This window comes from Burkholderia sp. BCC0397 (assembly GCF_902832865.1).
Taxonomy (GTDB): Bacteria; Pseudomonadota; Gammaproteobacteria; order Burkholderiales; family Burkholderiaceae; genus Burkholderia.
Genome location: NZ_CADFDL010000002.1, coordinates 60,017 through 82,166, shown reverse-complemented (window position 1 = coordinate 82,166; position 22,150 = coordinate 60,017). Strand labels below are relative to the sequence as shown.

At 67.7% G+C, this 22,150-nt stretch carries 16 protein-coding genes; 9 read left to right on the top strand and 7 right to left on the bottom strand.

Translation table 11 applies throughout. The features are described 5' to 3' along the window. Positions 1-10 precede the first annotated feature (10 nt). Positions 11-1,003: an aliphatic sulfonate ABC transporter substrate-binding protein gene (locus HWX03_RS05510; protein ID WP_175870590.1), complete on the bottom strand. Its 993-nt coding sequence runs from the start codon at positions 1,001-1,003 to the stop codon at positions 11-13. 333 nt (positions 1,004-1,336) lie between these two features. On the opposite strand from HWX03_RS05510, the gene HWX03_RS05505 reads away from it, so the two are divergent. Continuing rightward, the gene (locus HWX03_RS05505; protein WP_175870589.1) at positions 1,337-2,764 is read left to right on the top strand and encodes an MFS transporter; all 1,428 of its coding nucleotides are present in this window, start codon (positions 1,337-1,339) and stop codon (positions 2,762-2,764) included. Between the two features lie 129 nt (positions 2,765-2,893). Here HWX03_RS05505 and HWX03_RS05500 read toward each other — a convergent pair whose 3' ends face one another. Then, positions 2,894-4,294 carry an LLM class flavin-dependent oxidoreductase gene (locus HWX03_RS05500; protein ID WP_175870588.1) on the bottom strand — a complete coding sequence of 467 codons (1,401 nt, stop codon included), beginning with the start codon at positions 4,292-4,294 and terminating at the stop codon, positions 2,894-2,896. Further along, the gene (locus HWX03_RS05495; protein ID WP_175870587.1) at positions 4,291-5,550 is read right to left on the bottom strand and encodes an acyl-CoA dehydrogenase family protein; all 1,260 of its coding nucleotides are present in this window, start codon (positions 5,548-5,550) and stop codon (positions 4,291-4,293) included. The genes HWX03_RS05500 and HWX03_RS05495 overlap by 4 nt, the downstream gene beginning before the upstream one ends. A gap of 303 nt (positions 5,551-5,853) precedes the next feature. On the opposite strand from HWX03_RS05495, the gene HWX03_RS05490 reads away from it, so the two are divergent. After that, on the top strand, positions 5,854-7,092 hold the full coding sequence (locus tag HWX03_RS05490) for an SfnB family sulfur acquisition oxidoreductase (protein ID WP_175870586.1): 1,239 nt from the start codon (positions 5,854-5,856) through the stop codon (positions 7,090-7,092). Between the two features lie 116 nt (positions 7,093-7,208). On the opposite strand, the gene HWX03_RS05485 is transcribed toward HWX03_RS05490, so the two are convergent. Together HWX03_RS05485 and HWX03_RS05480 are read right to left on the bottom strand one after the other, a co-directional pair. After that, positions 7,209-7,841, bottom strand: coding sequence for an NADPH-dependent F420 reductase (locus HWX03_RS05485; protein ID WP_279612212.1), 633 nt, complete (start codon positions 7,839-7,841; stop codon positions 7,209-7,211). Positions 7,842-7,904: 63 nt separating this feature from the next. Continuing rightward, positions 7,905-8,654 (bottom strand): SDR family oxidoreductase, encoded by a 750-nt coding sequence (locus HWX03_RS05480; protein WP_175871126.1) that lies wholly within the window; start codon positions 8,652-8,654, stop codon positions 7,905-7,907. 163 nt (positions 8,655-8,817) lie between these two features. Between HWX03_RS05480 and HWX03_RS05475 the strand changes: the two genes are divergently transcribed. Next, positions 8,818-9,711, top strand: coding sequence for a LysR family transcriptional regulator (locus HWX03_RS05475; RefSeq protein WP_175870584.1), 894 nt, complete (start codon positions 8,818-8,820; stop codon positions 9,709-9,711). A gap of 218 nt (positions 9,712-9,929) precedes the next feature. Here HWX03_RS05475 and HWX03_RS05470 read toward each other — a convergent pair whose 3' ends face one another. Continuing rightward, a complete protein-coding gene (locus tag HWX03_RS05470; protein WP_175870583.1) occupies positions 9,930-11,018 on the bottom strand; it encodes an aldose epimerase family protein in 1,089 nt (362 codons plus the stop codon). Positions 11,019-11,045: 27 nt separating this feature from the next. Further along, a complete protein-coding gene (locus HWX03_RS05465) occupies positions 11,046-12,239 on the bottom strand; it encodes a DNA-binding transcriptional regulator (protein ID WP_175870582.1) in 1,194 nt (397 codons plus the stop codon). 261 nt (positions 12,240-12,500) lie between these two features. Here HWX03_RS05465 and xylA point away from each other — a divergent pair, with 261 nt between their 5' ends. The 6 genes from xylA to HWX03_RS05435 all read left to right on the top strand — a co-directional run bounded on the left by xylA (position 12,501) and on the right by HWX03_RS05435 (position 22,020). Further along, complete coding sequence (gene xylA / locus HWX03_RS05460) at positions 12,501-13,823, top strand: xylose isomerase (protein WP_175870581.1); 1,323 nt, start codon at positions 12,501-12,503, stop codon at positions 13,821-13,823. Positions 13,824-13,827: 4 nt separating this feature from the next. Continuing rightward, on the top strand, positions 13,828-15,306 hold the full coding sequence (gene xylB / locus HWX03_RS05455; protein ID WP_175870580.1) for a xylulokinase: 1,479 nt from the start codon (positions 13,828-13,830) through the stop codon (positions 15,304-15,306). Positions 15,307-15,394: 88 nt separating this feature from the next. Further along, on the top strand, positions 15,395-16,423 hold the full coding sequence (gene xylF / locus HWX03_RS05450; protein ID WP_175870579.1) for a D-xylose ABC transporter substrate-binding protein: 1,029 nt from the start codon (positions 15,395-15,397) through the stop codon (positions 16,421-16,423). Positions 16,424-16,488: 65 nt separating this feature from the next. Continuing rightward, positions 16,489-18,048 (top strand): D-xylose ABC transporter ATP-binding protein, encoded by a 1,560-nt coding sequence (xylG, locus tag HWX03_RS05445; RefSeq protein ID WP_175870578.1) that lies wholly within the window; start codon positions 16,489-16,491, stop codon positions 18,046-18,048. Beyond that, positions 18,045-19,256, top strand: coding sequence for a sugar ABC transporter permease (locus HWX03_RS05440; protein ID WP_175870577.1), 1,212 nt, complete (start codon positions 18,045-18,047; stop codon positions 19,254-19,256). Before xylG ends, HWX03_RS05440 begins: the two co-directional genes overlap by 4 nt. A gap of 625 nt (positions 19,257-19,881) precedes the next feature. Next, positions 19,882-22,020, top strand: coding sequence for a LamG-like jellyroll fold domain-containing protein (locus HWX03_RS05435; protein WP_175871125.1), 2,139 nt, complete (start codon positions 19,882-19,884; stop codon positions 22,018-22,020). Positions 22,021-22,150 lie beyond the last annotated feature (130 nt).

Here is a 22,150-nt window from a genome sequence, read left to right as displayed (position 1 = left end):
GGCGGCACGCTCAGTGCGATGCGGCGACGATCGGGCGCGCGAACGACGGATCGATCAGCGTATCGACGATCTTCGCGGGATCGACACCCGGCCTGGTCAACTGCTCGGCCGTCAGCACCGGCGCCGCGGCCTTCAGCGCCGTGCGCTGCGTGTCGCCCGGAACCGGGGCGCTGAAGTCGTTGCGCTGAAGCTGCAGCTTCGCGACCGGCAGCGACACCTTCGATTCGTCGGCGACGATCTGCGCGGTCTCTGCCGGATGCGCGACGATCCACTGACGCGCACGGTCGTAGACCATCAGCACGCGCGTCACCGCCTGCGGATACTGGCTCGCGAACGCGTCGCGAACATTCAGGAACCCGTACGTATTGAACGTGACATTACGGTACAGCAGGCGCGCGCCATCGTCGAGCTGGGCGGCGGCCATGTGCGGATCGAGCCCGGCCCATGCATCGACCTGACCGTTCGCGAGCGCGGTGCGGCCGTCCGGATGCTGGAGGTTGACGATCTCGACGTCGTCGCGCGTCAGGCCGACCGTATGCAGCGCGCGCAGCGTGAACAGGAACGGGTCGGTGCCGCGCGTCGCGGCGATCTTCTTGCCTTTGAGGTCGGCGAGCGAACGGATCGGCGAATCCTTGCGTACCACGAGCGCCGTCCATTCGGGGCGCGAGAAAACGTACACCGTGTGGATCGGGTTGCCGTTCGCGCGTGCGAGCACCGACGCGAGCCCCGCGGCCGAGCCGAAATCGACCGCGCCGCTGTTCAGGTATTCGAGCGCGCGATTGCTGCCGAGGCTCAGCACCCAGCGAATCGTCGTACCGTCGGCCTTGAATTCGTCGTCGAGCCAGCCGAAGTGGCGGATCACGAGACTCTCGGGCGAGTAGTACGCATAGTCGACGCGGATTTCGGCGGGCGTCGCCGCGTGGGCCTGTATCGACACGAGGCCGGCAAGCGCGGCAACGACGAGGGCCGCGGATTGCCACACGCGGGACCAGAACGGCTTCATTGGGGATTCTCCGGAAGAGCGGCAACGCGCCGCGAACAGGCAGGTGACCGGCTAATGTAACGAAGCGCAGGCGATCCGTTAACGAAGAAATCCGCGATTGAACATGCGTGTTGCTGCTAAGCGCGGCCCGCGCAACTTTATGACGCACGCCGATTAATTTATCGCTTTATATCGCTTGGGATTGCCGGATCGAGGGAACAGAATTTCCGCTGCCGGAACTCGGCGACAGCGGCGCCGCGTTCGCTCGACGCCGCGATGGTCGCGCAGGCACCTGCCCGGTTCCCGGCTTCACGACGACCTTGCCGTGCATTCGGCATCACACTAAGGAATCCGATGAGTTCGATCGATCTGAGCCCCGTCACGCCGGTATCTTCCCCCATCCGCTCGGCCAGCGACGTCGCGCGCCTGATCAACACGGTGGACAGTTCGGTCAGCCATGCACGGATGATCGTGCTGCTGGCGCTCGGCGGCGTGTTTCTCGACGCGTACGACCTGACGACGCTGTCGTACGGCATCGACGACGTGGCGCGCGAATTCGGGCTCACGCCCGCGCTGACCGGGCTGGTGGGGTCGGCGATCATGATCGGTACGATCTTCGGCAGCCTGATCGGCGGCTGGCTGACCGACCGGATCGGCCGCTACCAGGTGTTCATGGCCGACATGCTGTTCTTCGTGGTCGCGGCGATCGCGGCCGGGCTCGCGCCGAACGTCTGGGTGCTGATCGCCGCACGCTTCGTGATGGGGCTCGGCGTCGGCATAGACCTGCCCGTCGCGATGGCGTTCCTCGCCGAATTCTCGAAGTTCAACGGCCGCGGCAACAAGGCGTCGCGGCTCGCCGCGTGGTGCCCGATGTGGTACGTCGCGTCGTCGGTATGCTTCCTGCTGATCTTCGGCCTGTATTTCCTGCTGCCGGCCGAGCATGCGGGATGGCTGTGGCGCGCATCGCTGATCTTCGGCGCGGTGCCGGCGCTCGTCATCATCCTGTTCCGGAACCGCTTCATGAACGAATCGCCGCTGTGGGCCGCGAATCAGGGCGATCTGGCCAATGCCGCGCGCATCCTGCGCGAGTCGTACGGCATTCACGCGCACGAAGCAGCGGACGCGCGACGCGAGCCGAGCCCGCCGCCCGTGCGGATTCGCGTGCTGTTCCAGCGTCCGTATCTGGGGCGCACGATCGTCGCCAGCGTGATGAACCTGTGCATCCCGTTCGAATACACGGCGATTGCGTTCTTCCTGCCGTCGATCCTGTCGCAATTCCTCGGCGCGGGCGTGTTCGAGACGATCGCCGCGTCGCTTGCATTGAACGTGCTGTTCGCGTTCACCGGCGGCTTGTTGGGCATGCGCCTCGCGTATCGCTATCCGTCGCGTCATGTCGCGATCGCGGGGTTCGCGCTGCAAACGGTCGCGCTCGTCGCGCTGGCGCTGGCGGGCCATCCGCACGGCGCACTGGCGGTGGGTGTCGTGCTGCTGATGCTCGGTACGTGGCTGTTCGCCGAAGGTTTCGGGCCGGGTGCGCAGATGATGATCTATCCGACGCTGTCGTATCCGGCCGCGATCCGCGGCACCGGCGTCGGCTTTGGGCGGTCGCTGTGCGGCATCGGCCAGGCGCTTGCGCTGTTCGTGCTGCCGATCCTGCAAGCCCGCCTCGGCACCGACATGTTCTGGGTCGTCGCGATCAGTGCGGTCACGCCGATCGTGTTTCTGCTGATCGTGCGGTACGAACCGACGGCGCACGACATCGACGACGAAAGCGTGGCGTAAGCGATGACGGGGACGCTCGCCTTCCTCGGAAAACACGAACGGCTTCGTCGAACCGCACGAAGCCGGTTGTGCTGAAGCCGGCCGGCCGCGTATGCGGGCAGGCCGGCTTCGACGTTTCCCGCGTTTCCGTTACGCGCTGACCGCTTCCCGCTCGGCATCGCGCTTGACCTGTTCGATATCGCGAAACTGCGCGGCCGGATGCTCGTCCGGCAATCGCGCCGAACCGCCGAACAGCTTTTCGCGCAGCGTGCCCGGCGCATACGCGGTCGGATACACGCCGCGCCGCTGCAATTCGGGCACCAGATGGCGCACGATGTCCTCGAAGGTTTCATGCGCGACCGCATACGCGAGATTGAAGCCGTCCACGTCGGTCGCGGCCACCCATTCCTGCAGGAGGTCCGCGACGGTCGCCGCCGACCCGACGAACACTGGGCCCATCCCGCCGATGCCGCCCCAGGCCGCCAGCGCCTCGATCGTCCACGCGGTGTCGCCGCCCGACAGGTGCTCGACCGCCGACACGATCGCATTCGTTTCGACGCGCCTGACGGGATCGGTCGGCGCGTACTGGCCGAAGTCGATGCCGGTCCAGCCCGACATGAACACCAGCGAGCCGTCGTACGACACGTAGCGCCGATACTCGTCGAACTTGGCCTGCGCCTGCTCGTCGGTCTCGTCGACGATCACCGTGACGAGGTTGTAGATCAGCACCTTCGCCGGATCGCGCCCGGCGGCCGCGGCCTGCGCACGCACGTCGGCCACGTAGCGCGCGAGCTGGTCGCGGGTCGGCGCGGCGACGAACACGCATTCGGCGTGCTGTGCGGCGAACGCCTTGCCGGGGCCCGACGCGCCGGCCTGGAACAGCACCGGCGTGCGCTGCGGCGACGGTTCGCACAGGTGATAGCCGGGCACGTCGAAGAAGCGGCCCTTGTGGCCGATCTCGTGCACTTTCTCCGGATGCGTGAACACGCGGCCGTCGCGATCGCGCACCACCGCGCCATCCTCCCAACTGCCCTCGAACAGCTTGTACAGCACCTCGACGTACTCGGCCGCGACCGCATAGCGGTCGTCGTGCGTGCGCAGCCCGTGATCGCCGATGTTCTTCGCGCCACTCTCCAGGTACGACGTGACGATGTTCCACGCGAGCCGGCCTTTCGTGTGATGGTCGGCGGTCGACAGCCGGCGTGCGAACGTGTACGGGTGCTCGAACGTCGTCGACGCGGTGATGCCGATGCCGAGATGCTCGGTCGCCATCGCGATCGGCGCGGCCAGTTGCAGCGGATCGTTGACCGGGATCTGCGCGGCCTGGTGCAGCGCGTGGTAGTTGCTGCCCTTGTACACGTCGTAGTAGCCGATCACGTCCGCGATGAAGATCGCATCGAAGATCCCGCGTTCGAGCACGCGGGCGAGGTCGGTCCAGTAATCGAGATCCTTGTACTGCCACGAGCGGTCGCGCGGATGCGCCCACAGACCGGGCGACTGGTGGCCCACGCAGTTCATCTCGAACGCGTTGAAGCGGATGGTCTTGCTCATTGCGCGGCCCCCGTTTCCGCGCCGGCGCCCGCACCGTTGCCCACGCGCCAGACGAACGGCGGCGTGCGGCCGTTGATGACCCAGTCGCCGACGATGCGCGCCTTGTAGACGAGCGGATTGTGCGACGACACCGTGCGCGCGTTGCGCCAGTGGCGATCGAGCGCGGTCGTGTTGCGGATCGCGGACGCGCCGAGCGCATCGAACAGGCGCGTCGCCGCGCGCAGCACGAGTTCGGACACGACGAGCTGGCTCTGCGCGGATTCGATTTCGGCCGCGACGTTCGCGGCCTGCTCGGCCGCTTCGTCGCCGCCGAAGCGTGCTTCGTACGCCTGCTGAAGCGGTTGCGCGGCGCGCAGCGCGAGCGCGTCGGCCGCGTACGCCCAGGATGCGATTTCGCCGATCACCTGTTGAAGCTGCGCATCGTCGCCCGCACGCTGCGCATTGCCGTGGCTGTACACGCGCGTGCGGTTGCGCACGAGCTCGCCCGCGTCGCGCACGATCGCGTGGCCGATGCCGGCCAGCGTCGCGACGTGGAACAACTGATAGAACGCGGTCTGGTACTTGAAGCGGCGCGCGAAATCGATCACGTTGTCCGCGTCGACCGCCGCATCCTCGAAACGCGTCGTGCCGCTGCCGGTGGTGGTCTGGCCGAAGCCGTCCCAGTCGTCCTCGCGGATCACGCCGGGCTGCGCGGTCGCGACCGCGACGATCACGTCGCTGCCATCGTGCGCGCGCTGCGCGAACACGTCGATCCAGTCGGCGAACAGGCTGCCGGTACTGTAGAACTTCCGGCCGTTCAGCACGAGCCGGCCGTGCTGCTCCGACACCTTCGTGACGGTCTGGCCGAGCGGCACGTCGCCGGCTTCCGACCACGCATTGCCGACGAGCTGGCCGTTCACGAAGCGGTCGAACCAGGTCGTGCGCTGCGGCCCATCCGGCGCGTTCAGCCAGTCCTCGACGAACGCGAAATGCCCGCGCAACGCCTGCGGCAAATTGGAATCGGCGGCGGCCAGCTCGGTCAGCAGCCGGAACAATTGCGGCAGCGATGCACCGGCGCCGCCGGCGCTGGCCGGCAGTCGGATCGCGCCGAAGCCTGCCGACTTCAGCCAGCCGATCGCCTCATGCGGCAGTTCGCGGCGGCGTTCACGCTCGGCGGCACCGGCGGCGATGCGCTCGAAGATCGGTCGGAACCGGCTTGCGAGCGCATCGTAGTCGGTACCGGTGGAAAGGTCGGAGGCTGCGTGCGACGAAGTCATGCGGTATTCCTCGAAAGACGGGCCGTGTGCGCCGGGAGGCCAGTATAGGAAGCGCGACGCGGGCGTTCCAATAACGGATTCTCGGATCGTTATCGTCGCTGCGTATTACCGAGACTGCGACCGAGATCGTGCGGGGATGCATCGACGTTTTTGCATCCGTTCCGGCGTCAAAGCACCGGTTCACCTGCGTCAGCCCCGACGTCGTTTGTTCTCCCAAGGAATATCGTTTCGAGAATCGCTCGGTTTTCCGGCCCGCGCAGCGCTGCTAGATTGAATGCTTTCGCCATTCGACAGGAGAACCCGATGTCAGACACGAGCGCGACGATTCAGGAACGGCCGGCCGACGTACCACCGCAGGCGGCGCATGTAATCGCCGACGATGCGGAAGCGATCGCGGTCGCGCATGCGCTGGCGCAACGCCTGGCGGAAGGGGCCGCCGAGCGCGATCGCGAACGCCGCCTGCCGCGCGAAGAAATCGAATGGTTTTCGCAGTCGGGGCTGTGGGCGATCACGGTGCCGAAGGCGTATGGCGGCGCAGGCGTATCGCATGTGACGCTCACCGAGGTGATCAAGATCGTCGCCACGGCCGATGCGTCGCTCGGGCAGCTTCCGCAGAATCATTTCGGGCTGGTCGACGTGATCGCGCTCGTCGGCACCGACGCGCAGAAGCGTCATTTCTTCGCCGAAGTGCTGAGCGGCAAGCGGTTCGGCAACGGGTTCTCGGAGAAGGGCACGAAGCACGTGCTCGACCTGAAGACGCGCGTGCGTCGCGACGGCGACGACTATGTCGTCGACGGCACGAAGTTCTACTCGACCGGTGCGCTGTTCGCGCATTACGTGCCGGTGCTCGGGCTCGACGACGCGCAGCAAGCCTGGCTCGCGTACGTGCCGCAACCGACGCCCGGCCTGACCGTGATCGACGACTGGTCGGGATTCGGGCAGCGCACGACCGCGAGCGGCACGGTCGTGCTCGACGCGGCGCGCATCCCGGCGTCGCACGTGCTGCCCGCACAGCGCGTGTCGGACGTGCCGACGCTTAACGGTCCGCTGTCGCAGATCATCCAGGCGGCGATCGACGCGGGCATCGCGAAGGCGGCCATCGACGATACGCTCGCGTTCGTGCGGACCCGCACGCGGCCGTGGGTCGACAGCGGCGTCGAACGGGCAGCGGACGATCCGCTGACGATTCGCGAAATCGGCCGCCTGCATATCCAGCTGCATGCGGCCGACGCGTTGCTCGAACGTGCGGCGCGCACGCTCGACGAAATCGCGGCGAAGGGCGGCGTGACCGAAGACGATGTCGCGCGGGCATCCGTCGCGGTCGGCGAAGCGAAGGTGCTGACGACCGAGGTCGCGCTGCTCGCGGGCGAGAAGCTGTTCGAGCTGGCCGGCACGCAGTCGACGCTCGCCGAGCACAACCTCGACCGGCATTGGCGCAATGCGCGCACGCATACGCTGCACGATCCGGTGCGCTGGAAATATCACCTCGTCGGCAACTACTACCTGAACGGCGCGCGCCCGGCGCGGCATGCGTGGAATTGAACGCCGGCAGCGCGCGGGTCAACCGCCGCGCGCTGCCGCGCCGAGCGAACGTAGCTGCTTGCGGCAGAACCTCCTGATTTCGTAGCAAGTTATGCTGCGCCGCCCGGACACGGCGGTCAGCGTTCGAATCTGGCCAGGTCCTGGAAGATCAGATGGCCCCACGTGCGACCGCGCGCCTGGACCAGCAGGCCGCCTTCATCAAGCTTGCCGAGCCCGATGGCCGCGAAGCCGAGCCTGTCGACGAGCGCCGAGACTTCGGCACTCGCTGCGTCGTCGTCGCTCGACACGAACACGACGCGGCGGCCGCCTTGCGGCATCGTTGGCCCCTGTGCGAGGACGCCGGCCGGCAGATGGTTGAACGCCTTGACGACGCTTGCACCAGGAAACGCCTTCGCAAGTGCCGCCGTTGAAGGCACATTCCCCAGTTCCTGCGGATCGACGCCGAACGCATTGGTCGCGTCGATCACTATTTTCCCGGCCCAGCTTTTCGCAAGCCGCCCAACGTCCCGATGCGCGTCGAACGGCACGGCGAGGATGACGACATCCGCCTTGATCGCGTCCTCGATGTGCTGCGGCACCAGTGACGCGCCGATCTGCGTTGCGAGGCGGTCGATCGGCCGTCGGCTCGCGACGGCCACCTCGATGTCTGCGCGGCTGAAGGCACGGGCGATGGCCGTGCCGATCTTGCCGAGTCCGATAATCGCGTAATTCATGAGCCTCTCCTGCTGTTCGTCGCCGGCATGGCACACGCGGCCGAAAACCGGGCCGGCCTCGACCCATTCCGCCGACTCGATATCATTGAACGCCGACCCTCAAACCTGACCGACGCCGCCGTCGACCATCAGGTCCGCCCCCGTCATGTACACGCTTTGACCGGATGCAAGGAACACGGCCGCGTTCGCCATCTCCTCGGGCTGCGCGACCCGGCCGATGGGGATCATGTTCAGGTACATGTCGACCAGGGCCTGACGCTCCTGCGCATTCGTCACCTGCGAGTCGAGCATCGGCGTGTCGGTGACGCCGGGGCTCAGCGTGTTGACCCGAATGCCGCGATTCTTGAACTCGGCGGCCCAGGTGCGCGCATACGAACGCAAGGCCGCTTTCGTCGCCGCGTAGGCCGTGTGGCCCGGAATACCCATCACGTGCATGGCCGACGAAACCAGAATGATCGATCCGCCGTTCGTCATGAGCGGCAGCAGCTTCTGCACCAGAAAGACTGGGCCGCGGGCGTTGAGGTTGAACGTCTTGTCGAAATGTTCCGGGGTCAGGGTATCGATCGACGCCTGCTCGACCAGCGCCGCATTCGACACGACGATGTCGACCCTGCCCTTGTCGGCCCTGACCACCGACGCGACGCGTTCGAGATCGTCGAGATTCGTCGCATCGGCCTGGATGGCCGTGACATTGCGTCCGATCCGCTCGGCGGCCGCGTCGAGTTGAGCCTGCCGGCGCCCGAAGATGAATACGTGCGCCCCTTCGGCGACATAGCGCTGCGCGATCGCGAGACCGATACCGGTTGTGCCGCCGCTGATGACGGCGACCTTGCCTGCGAGAGAAGTCATGAGAATCTTCCGTGTATTCGTGGTTGACGGAAGAAAGCGTAACTGCCTGCGCCGCGAATGATAATCGGGCGAATCTTCATAAGCGCTATTCCCTGCTAGAATCGCTCGCACTTCAATGTGAGCGATCCGATCGCGGAAACGAGCGGTTTCGCCAGGGACTGCAATGGATCGGTTGGACGAACTCGGCGCCTTCATCGCCGTTGTCGACGCAGGCGGGTTCTCGGCTGCGGCGCGTAGAATCGGCAACTCGCAGTCAGCCATCAGCAAGGCGGTCGGCTCGCTCGAGAAACGTCTCGGCGTGATGCTGCTGAACCGCAGCACACGCAGTGTCACGCTGACGGATCAGGGGCAGCGCTATTACGATCGCATGAAGCCGCTCGTCGACGAGTTCGACGAAGCCGACGGCGAGATGACGAGCAGCACGCTCGACGTCACGGGCCTAGTCAGGATCGCGACGCCTTCGACCTTTGGCCGCCTGCACGTTCTTCCGCTTATCCCGGACTTGCTGTCATCGAACCCCGGGCTTCAGGTCGATCTCGTTCTGTCGGACTTCGTGCGGGACATGGTGGAAGACCGCATCGATCTCGCCATTCGAGTCGGTCGAGTCGACGAGGCCGACGCCGTCGTCAAACGCGTGGCGAGCACTCGCCTGGTTTGCGTCGGCTCGCGGGACTATTTCGAGCGCCATGGCATCCCGAAGACGCCTGACGAACTCGTCGATCACAATTGCCTTCTGTATGGGGGCCTTTCGGAATCGGCCGCCAACTGGCCGTTCGTCGGCCCCGCCGGCGGCTTCAGCGTGACCGTTCGCGGCAACTTGTCGTCGAACAGCGTCGAAACGATTCGGGCGGGCGTGCTGGCGGGTGTCGGAATTGGCCTCTTCACTCAGGCTTCACTGACCGACGAACTCGGGCATCCCGGCATCATCACTGTTCTCGACGAATTTTTGAAAGAAGTCAGAGACGTCAGCCTCGTCTGGCCGAAACGCCGGTATGTGCCGGCACGCGTGCGCATGGTGACCGACTTCTTGTCCGCCGCCCTGGCTCAGCGCGTTTAGGCAACCACGGGGCCGTCACCGTGTCGGCATCGAGAGGCGAATCGGAAGGGCGACAACCGGGACTGCGCATCGCTGACGCCAATCCGCCGCGGCAACCGGTCGTTCGCTGTGCGTAACGACGACCGGCCGCCACGGCGGCCCGGATGCCGGGGCGGAGCGACAGTCGCCCGGGGCTGGCGTCGATGTTGCATTAAGAATGACGATGCAACTCGTGCACCCTATGCCTGAACCCCCACCCGATACCGCGTGATCTGCCGATAGACGTCGCCCGGACGAACGATCACGTCGTCGCGCAGGCCGTCCATGTTGACCTGATCCGGAAAGCCGCCCGCTTCGACGCACAGCGCCGCGTGTTGCACGCAGCGCGTGCCGCCGCTCACGCTCAGGCCGTCGAGATAATTGCCCGTATAGAGCTGCAGGCCGCGCTGATCGGTCGATACGATCAACTCGCGGCCGCTTTCCGGATCGTAGACCCGTGCGACGGGCCGGACCTCGCGCGCGCCATTGCCGACGACGTAACAGTGATCGAAGCCGCGCGCCCGCGCCAGTTGCGCATGCGGCCAGTCGAGGCGCGCGCCGAGCGGCGCGCTGTGCCGGAAATCGAAGGCCGTGCCCGTCACATCGGCCGTGCCGGTCGGGATCAGCGCGTCGTCCACTTCGAGGAACGCATCGGCGTCGATGTGCAGCAGATGGCCGCGCACGTCGCTGCCCGCGCGCCCGTTCAGGTTGAAGTAGCTGTGGTTCGTCAGGTTCAGCGGCGTCGGCGCATCGGTCCGCGCCGTATAGTCGATCATCAGCGTGCCGTCGTCGTCGAGCGTGTAGCGCACCTGCACGCTCACGTTGCCGGGGAATCCCGCGTCGCCTTCCGGCGAATCGAGCCGCAGCGTCAGGCCGCCGCTATCGTCGAGCACGTCCCACCGCGCGCGATGAAAACCGTTCGCGCCGCCGTGCAGCAGGTTGCCGTTCTCGTTGCGGTCGAGCAGGTAGTCGACGCCGTCGAGCGTGAAGCGCGCGCCGGCGATCCGGTTTGCCCATCGGCCGACCGTCGCGCCGAGATAGGCGCCGGATTCGAGGTACTCGGCCGGCGTGTCGTGCGCGAGCACGATATCGGCGAAGCGTCCCGTGCGATCGGGTGCGAGCCACGACACGACGGTCGCGCCGAGGTCGCTGACGACGACACGCATTCCGTGCGCGTTGCGCAGCGTATAGCGCCGCACGGGCTCGCCGTCGGGCAACGTGCCCCACGGCTCGGCCTGCACGCGCGCCACGCCGGGCGTCAGATATGAGGAATCGGTATCGATATGCATGAGTGGATGTCGGATGGGCAGGGGGCGTCAGTGCGCAGCGGCCGCGCGTTCCTGATATTCGCGCGGCGTGCAGCCGAGTTCGCGCCTGAACACCGCGTACATGTACTGAAGCGACGTGAACCCGCAACGGATCGCGACTTCGGCGCTGCTCGCCTGCCGGCCGGCGAGCAACGCCTGCGCGGCTTCGAGCTTGTGACGCAGGATCTCCTGGTGCACGGTGCGTTGCAGTTCGCGCCGGAAGTGCTCCTCGAGCAGCGAGCGCGACACGCCGACATAGTCGGCGACCTGTTCGGTCTTGATTCCCTGGCACGCGTACTGGCGGATGAAATGCCGGGCACGCATTACGTGCGGACTCGCCAGCGGCTGGTGGCGCGTCGATTCGAGCACGTTGATGCCGACCGGCGGCACGAGAATGCGTTGCCCGGGAAAGCGCGCGCCGCGCAGCATCCGGTGCAGCAGGTGCGCGGCGGTGCGGCCCATTTCCTCGGTGCCCTGGATCACCGACGACAGCGGAATGCGCGTCAGCGTGCGCGTGAGCGGATCGTTGTCGATGCCGATGATCGCGACCTGTTCCGGCACCGCGATGCCGGCGATCAGGCAGGCCTGCAGCAGATGCCGCGCACGCGCATCGGTCACCGCGATCACGCCGACCGGCTTCGGCAGCGCATGCAGCCAGCCGATCAGTTGCTCGATCGCGTGATTCCAGCCCGACGCGCTCGTCGACAGCCCGCGGTAGATCGGCGCGTCGAGCCCGTCCGCGCGCGCGAGCCGGTCGAACGCCAGCTCGCGCTGCTGCGCCCAGCGGTTCTCCTGCGCGACCGGCAGGCTGTACATCGCGAAATGCGCGAGTCCCGCCCCGATCAGGTGCGTATACGCGAGCGACACGAGCTTCGGGTTGTCCGTCGCAATATATGGGACGCCGTCAGGGTATTGCGCCGGATCCTCGTACGACGATCCGATCGCGACGATTGGCAGCGGCGAACCGGCGAGCGCGTCGGCGACGGCCGGGTCGTCGAAGTCCGCGATGATGCCGTCGCCGTCGAAACGCTCGATCCCGGTGAGCCGGCAGCGGAAGTCGTCTTCGAGGAACAGGTCCCACACGACGCGCGTCGTGTGCAGGTACTGGCCGATGCCGCTGATGATCTCGCGGTCGTAGACCTTGTTCGCGTTGAACAGCAGCGCGATGCGGTGCGGTGTCTGGGCGGATGGGGCGCGTGTCATCTCGATGTCGGGTGAGCGCGTCGGGGCGCCGTGCCGTTGTCTCCGGGGCGCGCTTACGAAGGCGGCGCGGTTGTCTGGTGTACGGCGATTGTAGGACGGAACGCGCGCCGCACGTAGCGGCTGGCAAGAAACATCAAGCGCGCTGCGCAATTTCGCAATTGCCGGCCGGCAGGCGGGCGGGCACGATCCAGCCAACGAATTCGGCCGCGTGCGTCGTCGTGACGCGCGTTGCGCTGCAACAAGAACCTGCACGGAGACGCCATGTCGTATTTCGAACACATTCCCGCAATTCGCTACGAAGGCCCGCAGTCGGACAACCCGCTCGCCTATCACCATTACGACCCCGAGAAGCGCGTGCTCGGCAAGACGCTCGCCGAGCATCTGCGGATCGCGGTCTGCTACTGGCACACGTTCGTGTGGCCCGGTCACGACATCTTCGGGCAGGCCGCGTTTCAGCGGCCGTGGCAGCAGCCGGGCGACGCGCTCGAACGCGCGCGGATGAAGGCCGATGCCGCATTCGAGTTCTTCACGAAGCTCGGCACGCCGTTCTATACGTTCCACGACACCGACGTCGCGCCGGAAGGCGACAGCCTGCGCGAATACGCGGCCAATTTCGCGCGGATGGTCGACTATCTCGGCGAGCGTCAACAGGCGAGCGGCGTGCGGCTGTTGTGGGGCACCGCGAACCTGTTCTCGCACCCGCGCTTCGCGGCCGGCGCCGCGACGAACCCGAACCCCGACGTGTTCGCATGGGCCGCGACCCAGGTGTGCCATGCGCTCGACGCGACCCACCGCCTCGGCGGCGAGAACTACGTGCTGTGGGGCGGCCGCGAAGGCTACGAGACGCTGCTCAATACCGACCTGAAGCGCGAGCGCGACCAGTTCGCCCGCTTCCTGTCGATGGTCGTCGAGCACAAGCACCGCATCGGCTTCAACGGCGCGCTGCTGATCGAGCCGAAGCCGCAGGAGCCGACCAAGCATCAGTACGACTACGACGTCGCGACCGTGCACGGCTTCCTCGTGCAGTACGGGCTGCAGAACGAGATCCGCGTGAACATCGAGGCGAATCACGCGACGCTCGCCGGCCATTCGTTCCATCACGAGATCGCGAACGCCTTCGCGCTCGGCGTGTTCGGCAGCGTCGACGCGAACCGCGGCGATCAGCAGAACGGCTGGGACACCGACCAGTTCCCGAACAGCGTCGAGGAGCTGACGCTCGCGTTCTACGAGATCCTGCGCCACGGCGGCTTCACGACCGGCGGGATGAACTTCGACGCGAAGGTGCGCCGCCAGAGCATCGATCCGGAAGACCTGTTCTACGGCCACGTCGGCGCGATCGACGTGCTCGCGCTCGCGCTCGAACGCGCGGCGGTGCTGGTCGAGAACGACCGGCTCGACGCGCTGCGCCGGCAGCGTTATGCGCAGTGGGACGACGCATTCGGCCGCAAGATCCTGTCGGGCGGCTATACGCTGGAGTCGCTCGCGGCCGATGCGCTCGCGCGGGGCGTGGACCCGCGGCATGCGAGCGGGGCGCAGGAGCGGCTCGAGAACATCGTGAACCAGGCGATCTACGGGCTGCGCTGACGCCATGTACATCGGACTCGATCTTGGCACGTCGGGCGTGAAGGCGGTGCTGCTCGACCGCGACGGCGTGGTGCGCGCGAGCGCGAGCCAGGCGCTGACGGTGAGCCGGCCGCGGCCGCGCTGGTCCGAGCAGGCGCCGCGCGACTGGTGGGATGCCGCATGCGGCGCGCTCGCCGCACTCGTGGCGGACGCGCGCACGGCCGGCATCGATCCGCGCGACATCGACGCGCTCGGCCTGACCGGGCAGATGCACGGCGCGACGCTGCTCGATGCGCATGGCGACGTGCTGCGCCCCGCGATTCTGTGGAACGACGGCCGCGCGGACGCCGAGTGCGAGGAACTCGAACGGCTCGCACCCACGCTGCGCACGGTGGCCGGCAACGTCGCGATGCCGGGCTTCACGGCGCCCAAGCTGCTGTGGGTGCGGCGTCACGAGCCAGACGTGTTCGCGCGCATCGCCTACGTGCTGCTGCCGAAGGATTATCTGCGCTACCGGCTGACCGGCGCGTTCGCGACCGATCCGTCGGATGCCGCCGGCACGCTGTGGCTCGACGTCGCGAAGCGCGATTACGACGACACGCTGCTCGCCGCCTGCGGGCTGTCGCGCACGCAGATGCCGACCGTGTTCGAGGGCAACCGCATCACCGGCACGCTGCTGCCGGCCGTCGCACGGGCGCTCGGCCTGCGCGAGATCCCGGTGGTGGCCGGCGGCGGCGACAACGCGGCCGGCGCGGTGGGCGTCGGGATCGTGCGGCCCGGCGACGCGCTGCTGTCGCTCGGCACGTCGGGCGTGTATTTCGCGGTGTCGGACGGGTTCCGCGCGAATCCCGAATCGGCGGTGCACAGCTTCTGTCATGCGCTGCCGGAGACGTGGCACCTGATGTCCGTGATGCTGAACGCGGCCGGCTGCGTCGACTTCACCGCGCAACTGGCCGGTTACGACGGCGTCGCGGCGCTGCTCGACGATGCCGAGACGAACGCACGCGCGAGCCGCCCGTGGTTCCTGCCGTACCTGAGCGGCGAGCGCACGCCGCACAACGACGTGAACGCGAAGGGCGTGTTCTATGGGCTCACGCCCGACACGCGGCGCGCGGATCTCGCGAACGCGACGCTCGAAGGCGTCGGCTTCGCGCTGCTCGACGGCATCGACGCGCTGCATGCGGCCGGGCTCGCACCCGACAGCATCACGGTGATCGGCGGCGGCTCGCGCAGCGCGTACTGGACGCAGATGCTCGCCGACCTGAGCGGCCGTGCGCTGACGCTGCGCGCGGGCGGCGAGGTGGGGCCGGCGCTGGGCGCCGCGCGTCTTGCGCATCTCGCGGTCGAACCGGATGCGGCGCTCGCCGACGTGTGTCCGCAGCCGCCCGTCGTCGCGGTGCGCGAGCCCGATCCCGAGCGGCACGCATGGTATCGCGACATGCGGCGGCCGACGTTTCGCGCGCTGTACCGTGCGCTCGAACCGGTGTTTGCGACGGGCGCGTGACGCACGTTGCAGTGACTCGATGCGGGCGGTGCATTCCGGCGGCCGCCCGCGGTTCGTGAGGTGGTTCCATAACAAGGAGTTTGGAGACATGAAAACCGTGACGCGTCGTACCGTATTGAGTTCGCTTGCCGGCGCCGCCGCGCTGGCGATCCTCGCGCTGGGCACGCCGCTCGCCCATGCGAGCAAGGACAAGCCCGAGATCGGCTTCTGCATCGACGACCTGCGCGTCGAGCGCTGGTCGCGCGATCGCGACTATTTCGTCGCGGCCGCGACGAAGCTCGGCGCGAAGGTGTCGGTGCAGTCGGCCGATGCGAGCGAGGCGCGGCAGATTTCCCAGATCGAGAACCTGATCTCGCGCGGCGTCGACGTGATCGTGATCGTGCCGTTCAATTCGAAGACGCTCGGCAACGTCGTCGCCGAAGCGAGGAAGGCCGGCATCAAGGTCGTGTCGTACGACCGCCTGATCCTCGACGCGGACGTCGACGCGTATATCTCGTTCGACAACGAGAAGGTCGGCGAGCTGCAGGCGCAGGGCGTGTTCGACGCGAAGCCGAAGGGCAATTATTTCCTGCTGGGCGGCGCGCCGACCGACAACAACGCGAAGATGCTGCGCGAAGGACAACTGAAGGTGCTCAAGCCCGCGATCGACCGCGGCGACATCAAGGTCGTCGGCCAGCAGTGGGTGCCCGAATGGAGCGCATCGACCGCGCTGCGGGTCGTCGAGGATGCGCTGACCGCGAACAACAACAAGATCGACGCGATCGTCGCGTCGAACGACGGCACGGCCGGCGGCGCGATCCAGGCGCTCGCCGCGCAGCATCTGGCCGGCAAGGTGCCGGTGTCCGGGCAGGATGCGGATCTGGCCGCGGTCAAGCGCGTGATCGCCGGCACGCAGACGATGACCGTCTACAAGCCGCTGAAGCTGATCGCGAGCGAGGCCGCGACGCTCGCGGTCGATCTCGCGAAGGGCACGAAGCCCGCGTTCAACGCGCAATACGACAACGGCAAGAAGAAGGTCGACACGGTGCTGCTGCAGCCGACGCTGCTGACCAAGCGCAACGTCGACGTCGTCGTGAAGGACGGCTTCTATACCCAGGCCCAACTGGCGAGCCAGTAAGCGTACGACGGACGCGACGCGCGGCCGCCGCGACGGCGGCCGCGCCTACTGCGAGGCATGAACGAATGACGGAACCCTTGTTGACGATGCGCGGCATCGTCAAGGCATTCGATGGTGTGAAGGCGCTCGACGGCATCGACCTGACCGTGCGCCCCGGCGAATGCGTCGGCCTGTGCGGCGAGAACGGCGCCGGCAAGTCGACGCTGATGAAGGTGCTGTCGGGCGTGTACCCGCACGGCACGTGGGACGGCGAGATCCGCTGGGAAGGCGCGCCGCTCGTGGCATCCGGCGTGCGCGACACCGAGCGCGCGGGCATCGCGATCATCCATCAGGAACTGATGCTCGTGCCCGAACTGTCGGTGGCCGAGAACATCTTCCTCGGCAACGAGATCACGCTGCCGGGCGGGCGCATGCACTTCGCGGCGATGGTCCGGCGCGCCGAGGAACTGCTGCGCGAATTGCGGATCGACACGATCAACGTCGCGCAGCCGATGATGAACTACGGCGGCGGCCACCAGCAGTTGATCGAGATCGCGAAGGCGCTGAACAAGCAAGCGAAGCTGCTGATCCTCGACGAACCGTCGTCGTCGCTGAGCGCGTCGGAGACGCGCATCCTGCTCGACATCGTGCGCGACCTGAAGCGCCGTGGCGTGGCGTGCGTTTACATTTCGCACAAGCTCGACGAGGTGGCGGCCGTGTGCGACACGGTCACCGTGATTCGCGACGGACGCCATGTCGCGACCGAGCCGATGGCCGCGCTGACCACCGACCGGATCATCGCGATGATGGTCGGCCGCGAGATCCGCGACCTGTACCCGCGCGAGCCGCACGAGATCGGCGACGTCGTGCTCGACGTGCGCCACGTGACGTGCCGCGACGTGACGAACGCGCGCCGCAAGCGCGTCGACGACGTGTCGTTCAGCGTGCGGCGCGGCGAGATTCTCGGCGTGGCCGGGCTCGTCGGCGCGGGCCGTACCGAGTTGATGCAGGCGATCTTCGGCGCGTATCCGGGCGCGTGCACGGCGAGCGTGACGATGAACGGCCGGCCGCTGTCGATCCGCTCGCCGGCCGACGCGATCCGCGCCGGCATCGCGATGGTGCCGGAGGACCGCAAGCGCCACGGCATCGTGCCGCAGCTCGGCGTGGGCCACAACATCACGCTGGCGGTGCTGCGGCGCTTCGCGGCGCGCGGGCGGATCGATGCGGCCGCCGAGCTCGATACGATCCGCACCGAGATGCAGCGGCTGTCGGTGCGCGCCGCGCATCCGTTCCTGTCGATCGCGAGCCTGTCGGGCGGCAACCAGCAGAAGGCGGTGCTCGCCAGGATGCTGCTGACCGAGCCGCAGGTGCTGATCCTCGACGAACCGACGCGCGGCGTCGACGTGGGCGCGAAGGCAGAGATCTACCGGCTGATCTTCGCGCTGGCCAAGCGCGGCGTCGCGCTGATCGTCGTGTCGTCGGAACTGCCGGAGGTGCTCGGTCTCGCCGATCGCGTGCTGGTGATCGGCGAAGGCGAGCTGCGCGGCGATTTCATCAACCAGGGCCTCACGCAGGAACAGATTCTCGGCGCCGCGCTGAAGCCCGCGCGGCTGCCCACCGAACCCACCGCAGCGAGCGCGACATGAATTCCGAACTTTCTTCCTCGACCCCGGCGACGCCGGATGCAGACGCACGTCGTCCGGACGGCCGCGCGCCGCGGCTGGCGTTGCGCTACGTCTTCACGCGCTACAAGGTGCTCGCGCTGCTGTTCGCGGTCGTCGCGATCTGGGCGTTCTTCTCGGTGCTGACGGACGGCGCGTTCGTCACGCCGCGCAACGTATCGAACCTGCTGCGGCAGATGTCGATCACCGGCATGCTCGCGTGCGGCATGGTGTTCGTCATCATCGCGGGCGAGATCGACCTGTCGGTCGGCTCGCTGCTCGGGCTGCTCGGCGGCGTCGCCGCGATCCTCGACGTCAACCGCCACTGGCCGGTCGCGGCGACGGTCCCGGCCGTGCTCGCGCTCGGCGTGCTGATCGGGCTCTTCAACGGCTGGTGGTCGACCTATCGGCGCGTGCCGTCGTTCATCGTCGGGCTCGGCGGGATGCTCGCGTTTCGCGGCATCCTGCTCGGCGTGACGGGCGGCTCGACGATCGCGCCCGTGTCGGACGGCTTCGTGTTCATCGGGCAGGGCTATCTGCCGCGCCTGGCCGGGGATGGCCTCGCGGTGCTGCTGTTCGTGGTCGCGACGCTGCTGGTGGTGCGGCAGCGCGGCACGCGGCGGCGCTACCGGCTCGCGGTCGCCCCGTTGTGGCAGGACGTCGCGAAGATCGTCGGCGCCGGCGCGGTGCTGTTCGCGTTCGTCGCGACGCTCGACCGTTACGGCGGCATTCCGGTGCCTGTGCTGCTGCTGCTCGTGCTGCTCGGCGTGTTCTCGTGGATCGCGACGCAGACCGTGTTCGGCCGGCGTATCTATGCGGTGGGTTCGAACCTGGAGGCGACGCGGCTGTCGGGCGTCGACACCGATCGCGTGAAGCTCGTGATCTTCGCGCTGATGGGGCTGATGTGCGCGTTTGCCGGCCTCGTCAACACGGCGCGGCTCGCGGCCGGGTCGCCGTCCGCCGGCTCGATGGGCGAGCTCGACGCGATTGCCGCGTGCTTCATCGGCGGCACGTCGATGCGCGGCGGGTCGGGCACGGTCTACGGCGCGCTGATCGGCGCGCTCGTGATGGCGAGCCTCGACAACGGGATGTCGATGCTGGACGTCGACGCGTACTGGCAGATGATCGTCAAGGGCGCGGTGCTGGTGCTGGCGGTGTGGATCGACGTGGTGTCGCGGTCGAACCGGCGGTGACGAGCCGGCCGGCCCCGGCCCGATGCGGCCGATTTCGCGCTGACCGACATCATTCGCCTGGCGCGCATCGTCGAGCGGATCGAGCGGGACGGCGCGGCGAAGCGCGCTGCCATACCCGCGGACGCACGCTGAAAGGCGATGCGGCCGGCGTGCGGGCCGCAGGCCGAAAGCGCCGCGCATGCCATACGGTCGACGTTCAACGCGGCGGATCGGATCGCACGCCGATCGGGCGACGACGCTTCTCCGCGTCGCGCGCTGACGGGACCGTTGCTTACAACGCGTAATTGACCTGCCCGATCCCGACGCGCACCATGCGCGGTTGCTGCCGTTTCCCGCCACTGTCATCGTTTACGTTTAGCATCGCATGACATGTTGTCGTGGTGGCCGGACGCGGCGCAGGCGAAGCGGGGACGATTGGGCACATGCCTGATCGACGGCCCTCCGGATCGCCGTCCCGGGATTTCCGGCGCACGGCACGCTTTCGATGAAGTTCGAACCCAGGGCCGCGCGCGAGCGTGGCCGCAACGACGAAGGGAGACGCATGAGCGGCACGGAATGGACGAAGGACAAGGCGATGCGCGAAGCGGTGACGCATCGCACAGGCGACGCTTCGCAAGCAGGAGGGATGTCGGACGACGCGCTGTCGCGGCGCACGTTTCTCCACAGTCTGGGCGCGCTGGCGGTGCTCGCTTGCGGCGAGACGTTCGGCGGCGCAAGCGCCGCATTCGCCGCCGTACCGAAGGGCTCGACGGCGGCCTTCGTCCATCCGGGGCTGCTGCATACGCAGGCCGATTTCGACCGCGTCGCGCAGAAAGTGATGACGCACGCGCAGCCGTGGTTCGACGGCTGGTCGGTGCTGATCGCCAACGGTCATGCGAACTCCTCATGGAAGCCGCGCCCGCAGGTCGAGATCGATCGCGGCGGCAACGGGCCGCAAAACTACGGAATCCTGTACAACGACGTCGCCGCCGCCTATGCGTGCGCGCTGCGCTGGAAAGTGACCGGCGACAGGCTGTATGCGGACGCGGCGGTGCGGATCATGAACGAATGGGCGTCGACGCTGCAGCGCCTGGGCGGCGATTCGAACGTCGACCTCGCGGCCGGCCTGTACGGCTACGAGTTCGCGAATGCCGGGGAAATCATGCGCGGTTACCCGAACTGGGCGGCGGCGGATTTCGCCGCGTTCCAGAAGATGATGCGCACCGTGTTCTACCCGATCAACACCGATTTCCTGCATCGCCACAACAACACCGACATCACGCACTACTGGGCGAACTGGGATCTGTGCAATATCGCGTCGATCTTCGCGATCGGCGTGTTGTGCGACGACCGCGCGCTGTTCGACGAGGCGATCGACTATTTCCGCTCGGGGCCGGGCAACGGCGCGATACCGCAGGCGGTGTATTACCTCCATCCGGGCCATCTCGGCCAATGGCAGGAGAGCGGCCGCGACCAGGGGCACAACACGCTCGGCATCGCGCTGGCGGGCGCGATCTGCGAGATGGCGTGGAACCAGGGCGTCGACCTGTACGGGTACGACAACAACCGCTTTCTCGCCGGCGCGGAATACGTCGCGAAAGCCAACCTGCGCCAATCGCCCGACGGCCCGTTCTTCGACGTGCCCTACGTCACCTACGCGAACGCGAACGTCACGCAAACGCAGTTCGCGACCGGCAGCCAGGGCGGGGTCCGGCCGTGCTGGGCGCTCGTGTACAACCACTACGTGAACCGCAAGGGGCTGGCGGCGCCGTGGTCGAAACGCTTCGCGCTCGCCGCGCAGCCCGAGGGCGGCGGCGGCAACTACGGGCCCAACAGCGGCGGCTACGATCAGTTGGGCTACGGCACGCTGATGCACACGCGCGATCCGGCCGGCCCCGCGCCGGCGCCGAGCGGCCTGACCGCTCATGCGAGCGCCGGGCACGCGGTGCTGTCGTGGTGGGGCGTCGCGAACGGCACGCACTACACGGTGAAGCGCGGCGCGGCGTCGGGCGGCCCGTACGCCATCGTGGCGACCGGCATCGTCGATCCGCTGACGTGGACGGACAGCCCGGCCGCGGGCACCTGGTATTACGTCGTGAGCGCGACCACGCCGACGGGCGAGACCGCGAATTCCGCGGAAGCGCGCGTGGTGACCGGCCAGCAGTTGCAGATCTGGCTGCCGCTCGACGAGTCGCGCGGTACCACCGCCGCCGATCGCAGCGGCAACGGGCATGCCGGCACGCTGGTCGGTGCGGCAGCGTTCGCGCCGGGGCGCAACGGCAATGCGCTGTCGCTCGATGGCGCGGGCAGCTATATCGCGCTTCCGGCGGACGTGCTCGCCGACGTCTCGGATTTCACGGTCGCGGCGTGGGTGTGCGCGCGTACCGTGCGGAAGTGGTCGCGGGTGTTCGACTTCGGCGCCGGCACCGGGCGCTACATGATGCTCACGCCGTTGGCCGACACCGGTGCGCTGCGCTTCGCGATCACGGTCAACGGGTCGCACGGCGAGCGGCGCATCGATGCGAAGGCGCCGCTGCGGGCCGCGCAGTGGACGCACGTTGCCGTTACGCTCGCGGGTACGACGGCCACGCTCTACGTCGACGGTGCGGCCGTCGGCAGCGCGACCGACGCGTTTCTCGCGCCGTGGCGGCTCGGTCCGACCGCGAACAACTGGATCGGGCGCTCGCAGTTCGCGGCCGACCCGGCGTTCGACGGCCTCGTGAGCGATTTCCGCGTGTATCAGGGGGCGCTGACGGCGACGCAAGTCGCCGCGCTTGCGCGGTAGGCCGCAGTCCGGCGCCGGCGTCGAGCCGGCGCCCGATCGTGAGCGATCGCTCGCGCATCCTGCGCCGGCCACGTACCGGCAGGTCACGCTCGCCGCCGACTACGCGCTCGGCAAGCGCACCGGTTTCTAC

Excerpts from the sequence above, each read along its gene's own strand:
- xylF (WP_175870579.1), top strand. The coding sequence starts at position 15,395 with ATGAAAACCGTGACGCGTCGTACCGTATTGAGTTCGCTTGCCGGCGCC.
- HWX03_RS05470 (WP_175870583.1), bottom strand. The coding sequence starts at position 11,018 with ATGCATATCGATACCGATTCCTCATATCTGACGCCCGGCGTGGCGCGC.
- HWX03_RS05495 (WP_175870587.1), bottom strand. The coding sequence starts at position 5,550 with ATGACTTCGTCGCACGCAGCCTCCGACCTTTCCACCGGTACCGACTAC.
- HWX03_RS05480 (WP_175871126.1), bottom strand. The coding sequence starts at position 8,654 with ATGACTTCTCTCGCAGGCAAGGTCGCCGTCATCAGCGGCGGCACAACC.
- xylA (WP_175870581.1), top strand. The coding sequence starts at position 12,501 with ATGTCGTATTTCGAACACATTCCCGCAATTCGCTACGAAGGCCCGCAG.
- HWX03_RS05500 (WP_175870588.1), bottom strand. The coding sequence starts at position 4,294 with ATGAGCAAGACCATCCGCTTCAACGCGTTCGAGATGAACTGCGTGGGC.
- HWX03_RS05505 (WP_175870589.1), top strand. The coding sequence starts at position 1,337 with ATGAGTTCGATCGATCTGAGCCCCGTCACGCCGGTATCTTCCCCCATC.
- xylG (WP_175870578.1), top strand. The coding sequence starts at position 16,489 with ATGACGGAACCCTTGTTGACGATGCGCGGCATCGTCAAGGCATTCGAT.
- HWX03_RS05510 (WP_175870590.1), bottom strand. The coding sequence starts at position 1,003 with ATGAAGCCGTTCTGGTCCCGCGTGTGGCAATCCGCGGCCCTCGTCGTT.
- HWX03_RS05490 (WP_175870586.1), top strand. The coding sequence starts at position 5,854 with ATGTCAGACACGAGCGCGACGATTCAGGAACGGCCGGCCGACGTACCA.
- HWX03_RS05435 (WP_175871125.1), top strand. The coding sequence starts at position 19,882 with ATGTCGGACGACGCGCTGTCGCGGCGCACGTTTCTCCACAGTCTGGGC.
- HWX03_RS05475 (WP_175870584.1), top strand. The coding sequence starts at position 8,818 with ATGGATCGGTTGGACGAACTCGGCGCCTTCATCGCCGTTGTCGACGCA.
- HWX03_RS05465 (WP_175870582.1), bottom strand. The coding sequence starts at position 12,239 with ATGACACGCGCCCCATCCGCCCAGACACCGCACCGCATCGCGCTGCTG.
- HWX03_RS05440 (WP_175870577.1), top strand. The coding sequence starts at position 18,045 with ATGAATTCCGAACTTTCTTCCTCGACCCCGGCGACGCCGGATGCAGAC.
- xylB (WP_175870580.1), top strand. The coding sequence starts at position 13,828 with ATGTACATCGGACTCGATCTTGGCACGTCGGGCGTGAAGGCGGTGCTG.